This window comes from Rhodococcus phenolicus, from assembly GCF_001646785.1.
In the GTDB taxonomy this organism is placed as follows: domain Bacteria; phylum Actinomycetota; class Actinomycetes; order Mycobacteriales; family Mycobacteriaceae; genus Rhodococcus; species Rhodococcus phenolicus.
Map to the genome: position 1 here is coordinate 21,996 of NZ_LRRH01000117.1, position 7,069 is coordinate 29,064.

Here is a 7,069-nt window from a genome sequence, read left to right on the forward strand (position 1 = left end):
CGCGAAACGCCCGAGGAGCACCCGATGTACGTGTCCGTCGACGACTATCTGGCCGACAAGGATCCGGCCGGCGTCGAAGGGTTCCTCCGGTTCCGCGACATGGTCCTGGCGCTCGGTTCCGATGTGGACGAACGGGTGCGCCGGTCGGATGTCGCGTGGGCACGCGACCGCGTGTTCGCCGCGGCGTTCGTGTATTCGACGCGGCTCGAGATCGCGATCGATCTGCGGCGGCGGGTCCATCATCCGCAGTTGCGGGAGGCGTTCCCGACGACGGACACCGTCACCACACACCGGCTGAGCATCGTCACCCCGGACCAGCTCGACGACCACGTCGCGACGCTGCTGGCCGAGTCGTACAAGACCGCCGGTACCGACGCGCACTGACGGATGCGGTGATCCGGGGTCCGGCACAATGAGGGCGTGTCGGGATCGGCCGCAGGGGTGTGGTTGTTCGTTCGCCGCGCACCGGGCACGTTCGTATGGCTCGCGATCCTGTCGGTCACCTCGACGATCGCGCGGTATCTGCCGCCCGCCACGCTGCAGGACGTGCTCGGCGCCAGGTCGACGAACCTGCATCACCTCGCCGAGGATCCGGTCCGGGTTCTGGTCTCCAGCGCATTCTGGCTCGCCGGGGGCGGCTGGATCTGGTATTCGATCCTCTACCTCGTCTTCCATGCCCCCGCCGAACGGTGGCTCGGCACCCCGCGCTGGCTCGGTGTGGTGGTCCTCGCGCACGTGGGCGCGACCTACCTGAGCGAAGGCCTGCTCTATCTGGCGATCCGGCACGGCGACGCCCCCGCCTCCGCGGTGAACACCCTGGACGTGGGTGTCAGTTACGCGTTGGCGGGGGTGGTCGCGGTGCTCGTATACCGGATCCCGGCGTCGTGGCGGTACTTCTACGCGGGCGTCGTCCTGGCCGTCTACGCGATCCCGCTGTTCGGTGCACTGACCTTCACCGACATCGGTCATTTCACCGCGGCCCTGATCGGGTTCGCCTGTTACCCGCTGACGCGGCGGCGCGCCGCGGTCGTCTAGGTGCGCGCCGGGCGGCCGATGAGGAACGACACCGCGACCGCGACGAGCGAGACGACCCCGCCGTACAGGAAGGCGGTGTGGATACCGGCCTGGGCGGCGTCGATCTCGGTGGCGCCCTCACCGGCACGCGAGGTGGCGGTGATGGTCATGACGGTGACGAACAGGGCCGTGCCGGCGGCACCGGCCAGCTGCTGGACGGTGCTGAAGATCGCGCTTCCGTGCGAGTAGAGGTCGTCCGGCAGCGACCCGAGCGACGAGGTCATCAGCGGTGTCATGACCGAGGCGAGGCCACCCATCAGCAGCGAGTGGATCAGCACGACCATCGGGAGCGGCGACCCGGTGTCGAGCATGGCCATCAGCCACAGCGCCACCGCGACGACGACCGCGCCCGAGATGACGAGCAGCCGCGGTCCGGTGCGGTCGTAGATGCGGCCGACGAACGGCGACAGCACACCCATGACCAGACCGCCGGGCAGCAACAGCAGGCCGGTGGTGAGGGTGTCGAGTTCCCGGACGTTCTGCAGGTACAGCGGCAGCAGGATCAGGGCACCGAACAGCGACATCATGCTGATGGCGAGCATGCCGAGGCCGAGGCTGAAGGCCGGGGTGGAGAACGGCCGCAGATCGAGCAGTGCGCGTCCGTCGGCCTGCCGGGAGATCTGGCGCAGCACGAACACGATCAGTGCGGCCGTTCCGACGGCGAGCGGAACCCACACCGGAACGGCGGATTCCTCCGACGAGTGGCCGATGCTGCTCAGCCCGTAGACGATGCCGCCGAACGCGAGCGCCGACAGCACGACCGACACGACGTCGAGCGGTGCCTTGCCGGTGGTGGTGACGTTCTTGACGAGGGCCGATCCGACGGCGAACGCGACGAGCGAGATCGGCAGGACGATCCAGAACATCCACCGCCAGTCGAGCGCGTCGAGAACGATGCCGGAGATGGTGGGCCCGATGGCGGGTGCGACCGCGATGACGATCGAGATGATGCCCATCATCCGGCCACGTCGGCTGGCCGGGACGACCCGCAGGACGGTCGTCATGAGCAACGGAAGCATGATGGCCGTGCCGACGGCCTGGGTGACGCGTCCGGCCAGCAGCAGCCCGAATCCGGGTGCGGCGGCCGCGAGCAGCGTACCGAGGCTGAACACCCCCATCGAGGCGATGAACATCTGCCGCAGTGTGAAGCGCTGGAACAGGTACCCGGTGATCGGGATGACGACGGCCATCGTCAGGAGGAAGCCGGTGGTGAGCCACTGGGCGGTGCTCGCGGGGATGTCGAGGTCGACCATCAGCCGCGGCAGCGCGACGCTCATGATCGTCTCGTTGAGGATCATCACGAACGCCGCGACGACCAGCACGCCGATCAGAAGCCTGCTTCCCGGCGCGAGTTCCTCGTCGGCGTGGGTGTCCAGGTGCTCGTGCGCCTGTGGTGTCTGCATGTCCGAGGAACTTTCTGGGGAGAACGGTCGATCGCGACGGCCGTCGCGCTGGAGTCGAAAGTCTCTCCCTATGTGGAAGTGACTGTCAAATTGTTTTCCGGTTTAATTGGCCTCGGTTTTCAGGTGCCCCGCTGGAGCAGAGATGGTTCAACAGAACAACGCGACCTCACACCCACCCGCCCTCGGCCTGCGCGAACGCAGGCGGCAGGAGACGCTTCTCGAGATCAACCGAGCCGCGCTCGACCTGTTCGAACTGCACGGTGCCGCCTCGACGACGGTCGACGAGATCGCCCGTCGCGCCGGCGTGTCCCCCAGCACGTTCTTCCGGTGTTTCGCGACCAAGGAGGATTCGGTCTGCGGGTCCGACCGCGAGTTCGAGGCCGAGATCACCGCGTGGCTCGATTCGGTCCCGCCGGAGGACGTCGATCTCGACGGCATCGAGGCGCTGTACGAGCGGTCCCTGTGCCGCCTCATGAACGGGTCCGGTGACGTGAAGGAGCGGCTGCTCCGGACTCGCCGGCTCATCGCCTCGGACGATCATCTGCGCGGGGCCGCGGTCGCGGCCGACGCCATCGCCGTCTGCCGTGTCACCGAACAGGTCGCGCGGAAGGTCGCGTCCGTCCGCTCCCCGTCCTACGCGCGGCTGCTGATCGAAGCCGCGGCGGTCGCCAGACGGATCGCCTTCGACGCGTGGGTCGCACGCGTCGAAGGCGGCGACGATGCCGACCTGGTGGAGATCTACCGGGCGACGCGCCGCGAACTCCGAGAGGTCGTCTCCGGCTGACGGTCGCCGGCCGCGGGCCGGCCCGGATCCACGCCGCGAACAGAGCGGACCATTCGGCGTGCTTCGGCCCCCTGCCGACCGCACAATGTAGCGATGACGCAGCGGCGAACGGCGGCTTCCCTGCTCCGAGTGATGCCCGGGATCGAGTCCGCCGCCTCCTATCGCAGGAGCTGGCTCGCGAAGGACATCGTCGCCGGGGTCGTGCTGTCGACGCTGCTCGTCCCGCAGGGCATGGCCTACGCCGAGCTGGCCGGACTGCCGCCGATCACCGGTCTGTACACGAGCATCCTGTGCCTGCTCGCCTACGCGGTGTTCGGCCCGTCGCGGATCCTCGTGCTCGGTCCGGATTCGTCGCTGGGACCGATGATCGCCGCGACGATCCTGCCGCTCGTCGCCTCCGGCGGCGATCCGGCGCGTGCGGTCGCGCTCGCCTCGATGCTCGCGATCATGGTCGCCGTCATCATGATCCTCGCGTCGGTCGCCAAGCTCGGCTTCATCGCCGACCTCATCTCCAAGCCGACGATGATCGGCTACATGAACGGCCTGGCCCTGACCATCCTGGTCGGTCAGCTGCCGAAGCTGTTCGGATTCTCGGTGGACTCGGAGAACTTCTTCGGCGACGTCACCGGATTTCTGAACGGGGTGGCCGGTGGCGACGCGAACGGGGCGGCGGTCGCCGTGGGGGTCGGCGGGATCGCGTTGATCCTCGCGATGCAGCGGTGGGTCCCGAAGATTCCGGCGGTGCTGGTGATGGTGGTGCTCGCGATCGCGGCATCCTCGGCGTTCGACCTCGCCGACCGCGGCGTGTCCCTCGTGGGAGAACTGCCCCAGGGCTTCCCCCCGTTCACGATTCCGCACGTCGGCGTCGCCGACCTGGGCCTGCTGTTCGCCGGCGCACTCGGGATCGCGCTGGTGTCGCTGACCGACACGATCTCCACCGCATCGTCGTTCGCCGCACGCACCGGCCAGGAGATCCGTGGCAACCAGGAGATGGTCGGGATCGGCGCGGCCAACCTGGCCGCCGGTCTGTTCCAGGGTTTCCCGGTGAGCACGAGCGGCTCGCGGACCGCGGTCGCCGAACGTTCGGGGTCGAAGACGCAGCTCACGGGACTCACGGGTGCGGTCCTCATCCTCGTGATGATCGTGCTGCTGCCCGGCCTGTTCCGGGATCTTCCGCAGCCCGCGCTGGCGGCCATCGTCATCACCGCGTCGCTGTCGCTCGCCGACATTCCCGGGACGGTCCGGCTGTGGCACCAGCGCAAGACCGAGTTCTGGCTGTCGATCGCGGCCTTCCTCGGCGTCGCGATCCTCGGCGTCGCGATCCTCGGTGTGCTTCCCGGCATCGCCGTGGCGGTGGTGCTGTCGATCCTCAACATCTTCCGGCGGGCATGGTGGCCGTACCAGACGGTGCTCGGCCGGGTTCCCGGCCTCGAGGGTTTCCACGACGTCACCGTGCATCCGAATGCGCGGCATCTGGTCGGGCTCGAGATCTACCGATTCGACGCGCCGCTGTTCTTCGCGAACGTCAAGACGTTCCGGGACAATGTGCGGCGCCTGGCCCGCCAGGATCCGAAACCCCGGTGGATCCTCGTCGCCGCCGAACCGATCACCGATGTCGACACGACGGCGGCGGACGTGTTGTTCGAGCTCGACCGCGAACTGGACGCCCAGGGCACGTCGCTGGTGTTCGCCGAGCTCAAGACGCCGGTGCGGACGAAGATCGACCGCTACGGCCTGGCCGAGGCCATCGAGCCGGCGCACTTCTTCGGCACCGTCGAGGAGGCCGTCGCCGCCTACATCGAGCACACCGGCGTCAACTGGACCACCGAATCCTGATTCGCCGCCCGGCTTCGGTCCGTGCCGTCCGATGTGCCGTGTCCCCGCCCGAAACGGACGCGTCGATGCGAAGATGCGAAGTCGGACGGAATGCGAAGGGAGTCGACACCGGTGCCAGCGACCACGGTGAAATCCGCACGCAAGAATCTGAAAAGCCTGGTCCGCGACGTCAATGGCGACACGGTCGCGGTCGAGATCGTGGGCGGACAGGACAACGCGGTGCTCATCTCGCTGGCCAGGTACACCGCGTTGCGGGAGGCGACGTTCCTGCTCCGCTCCCCCGAACTCATGGACAGCCTGCGCCGGGAAGCCGCCCGGTCACTGCCGCCGCCCGCACCGGCCGAGGACTCCGCGACCACCGAGAGCACGGCGTCCGCGGAGCAGTCCGAGCCGAGAACCCGGTCCCGGAAGAAGCGGAAGAAGCGCAAGAACCGCAAGAAGCACTCGAACCGTCGCTGAGACGAGCGTCCGATCAGAGAATCGGACCGCCCGTCACGAGGCTGACGATGTTCACGATGAAGAAGGCAGGGATGAACAATGCGGTGGCCAACGGGTCACCGGCGAGATAGCCCTGGCTGATCCACTGCAGAATTTCGGACGAACCCATGTGGTGCTCCTGTCTGTTCCCGTGACGACGACCGTCACTCACCGTGCATGTCGTCCCGTCCCGAAACATCGTTACCGGTCGGTATGTTTCGCGCACCCGACCCCGGGGGAACAGGTCCGTCGCACAGGGTGTTGCAGGGCGAGAATATAGTTGCACCATCAACTACTCGATCGTCTTCGCCCGCACGCGGCACCGTCGACATCGAGGGGTCGGGCAACCTCGGGCACGGGAATGCGCTGCGGCTGACCGGACCCGGTGGCCAACGGGTCACGGCCGTCGAGGACGCGGAGATCCTGATCTGGGAGATGCACGCGAGTTTCGCCCGCCGATTCCCCAACTTCCCCTCGGCCTCGCGCTCCGGACCCGCAATCCGAAAGTGTGCCGAAGTAACGGAATTGTCCGAATCGGCGATGTCGACGGCATGGGTGCAATGAGTCCGTGGCATGTACTGGTCCTTCTCGTGCTGCTCCTCGGCGCCGTCGGGACGATCGCCTGGATCGTTGTACTGCTCGTCAGGGCTACAGGATCGAACACCCCGCAGCTCGCACCGACGTTTCCTCAGGCGGGCTGGTATCCGGACGCGCAGGAACCCACGATCGTCCGTTACTTCGACGGTCACTTCTGGACCCCGCACACTCGACCGCGCACGTGACCGACGCGTGTCGTCACGGTCGGCCGTGTCCGGATACCGGAGTGAGATGATCTTGAAGTGACGAGAACCCCCATCCTGATCGCCGCGACACTCACCGCCCTCACCCTCACCGCATGCACCGACAGCACCCCCACGGACACCGTCGTACCCGCTCCGGCAGCAGGAAGCCCGGCTGCGGCGGAGGGCGCAGTCGCCGGTGACAGCTGGGCGGACATCGTCGGCCAGGGAGCGGGAGGCGATGCCATGCGGGGGTTCATGGCCGATCTCTCCGAAGCCCGGATCGGCGCGAACGCCAACGAGCTCGCGATCCTCGCGGTGTACGCAACCGGGCTGTGCGAAAAGACGGCCGACCGGAATCTCACCGACGAAGCCGCCCGGCGGCACGCCGTGGACGAGTTGGCCGTGAACGGAATCGTCCTGGACGAAGAGGAGGCCGAAGCCTTCGTCCGATCGGCGAACATGCATCTGTGCTGATCGCCCGTCTCGACCGCCGGATCGAAAACGCCCCGCCTCCAGGGAGCTGAGGCGGGGCGCTTGACGCGGCCACAGAGAACGGTCGGGGGTCGATCTCTACGGCCGACAGTTGAATCGGACACAACGGACCAACTGTTACACGCCCGACCGCGCCTCGACAACTTCGCGACCGCGAAAAGGAAAGACCCCTCGCCCACATCCGCAGGCAAGGGGTTCGGGTGGGCGCGGAGGGTTTCGAA

General features: G+C 67.5%; 9 protein-coding genes and 1 pseudogene. 8 read left to right on the forward strand and 2 right to left on the reverse strand.

The features are described from left to right. The first annotated feature begins 24 nt into the window (after positions 1–24). Positions 25–384: a DUF5655 domain-containing protein gene (locus A8G15_RS25700; protein WP_068165882.1), complete on the forward strand. Its 360-nt coding sequence runs from the start codon at positions 25–27 to the stop codon at positions 382–384. 36 nt (positions 385–420) lie between these two features. Further along, complete coding sequence (locus tag A8G15_RS25705) at positions 421–1,035, forward strand: rhomboid-like protein (RefSeq protein WP_068165871.1); 615 nt, start codon at positions 421–423, stop codon at positions 1,033–1,035. Here A8G15_RS25705 and A8G15_RS25710 read toward each other — a convergent pair. Next, positions 1,032–2,477: a DHA2 family efflux MFS transporter permease subunit gene (locus tag A8G15_RS25710; protein WP_082900162.1), complete on the reverse strand. Its 1,446-nt coding sequence runs from the start codon at positions 2,475–2,477 to the stop codon at positions 1,032–1,034. The genes A8G15_RS25705 and A8G15_RS25710 overlap by 4 nt on opposite strands. Positions 2,478–2,619: 142 nt before the next feature. Between A8G15_RS25710 and A8G15_RS25715 the strand changes: the two genes are divergently transcribed. The 3 genes from A8G15_RS25715 (at position 2,620) to A8G15_RS25725 (ending at position 5,556) form a co-directional block, all read left to right on the forward strand. Further along, positions 2,620–3,261 (forward strand): TetR/AcrR family transcriptional regulator, encoded by a 642-nt coding sequence (locus A8G15_RS25715; RefSeq protein ID WP_068165872.1) that lies wholly within the window; start codon positions 2,620–2,622, stop codon positions 3,259–3,261. A gap of 93 nt (positions 3,262–3,354) precedes the next feature. Next, positions 3,355–5,097: a SulP family inorganic anion transporter gene (locus tag A8G15_RS25720; protein ID WP_068165873.1), complete on the forward strand. Its 1,743-nt coding sequence runs from the start codon at positions 3,355–3,357 to the stop codon at positions 5,095–5,097. Between the two features lie 111 nt (positions 5,098–5,208). Beyond that, positions 5,209–5,556, forward strand: coding sequence for a type II toxin-antitoxin system Phd/YefM family antitoxin (locus tag A8G15_RS25725; RefSeq protein WP_245688003.1), 348 nt, complete (start codon positions 5,209–5,211; stop codon positions 5,554–5,556). A gap of 13 nt (positions 5,557–5,569) precedes the next feature. Here A8G15_RS25725 and A8G15_RS32275 read toward each other — a convergent pair whose 3' ends face one another. Then, positions 5,570–5,704: a hypothetical protein gene (locus A8G15_RS32275; protein WP_281180773.1), complete on the reverse strand. Its 135-nt coding sequence runs from the start codon at positions 5,702–5,704 to the stop codon at positions 5,570–5,572. A 182-nt stretch (positions 5,705–5,886) separates the two neighbouring features. On the opposite strand from A8G15_RS32275, the pseudogene A8G15_RS32045 reads away from it, so the two are divergent. The 3 genes and pseudogenes from A8G15_RS32045 to A8G15_RS25735 all read left to right on the forward strand — a co-directional run. After that, positions 5,887–6,021, forward strand: a pseudogene (locus A8G15_RS32045) (pirin family protein); the annotation flags it as partial. A 113-nt stretch (positions 6,022–6,134) separates the two neighbouring features. After that, complete coding sequence (locus A8G15_RS25730; protein WP_068165875.1) at positions 6,135–6,356, forward strand: DUF2510 domain-containing protein; 222 nt, start codon at positions 6,135–6,137, stop codon at positions 6,354–6,356. Positions 6,357–6,413: 57 nt separating this feature from the next. Next, positions 6,414–6,830: a hypothetical protein gene (locus A8G15_RS25735; protein WP_068165876.1), complete on the forward strand. Its 417-nt coding sequence runs from the start codon at positions 6,414–6,416 to the stop codon at positions 6,828–6,830. Positions 6,831–7,069: the final 239 nt, after the last annotated feature.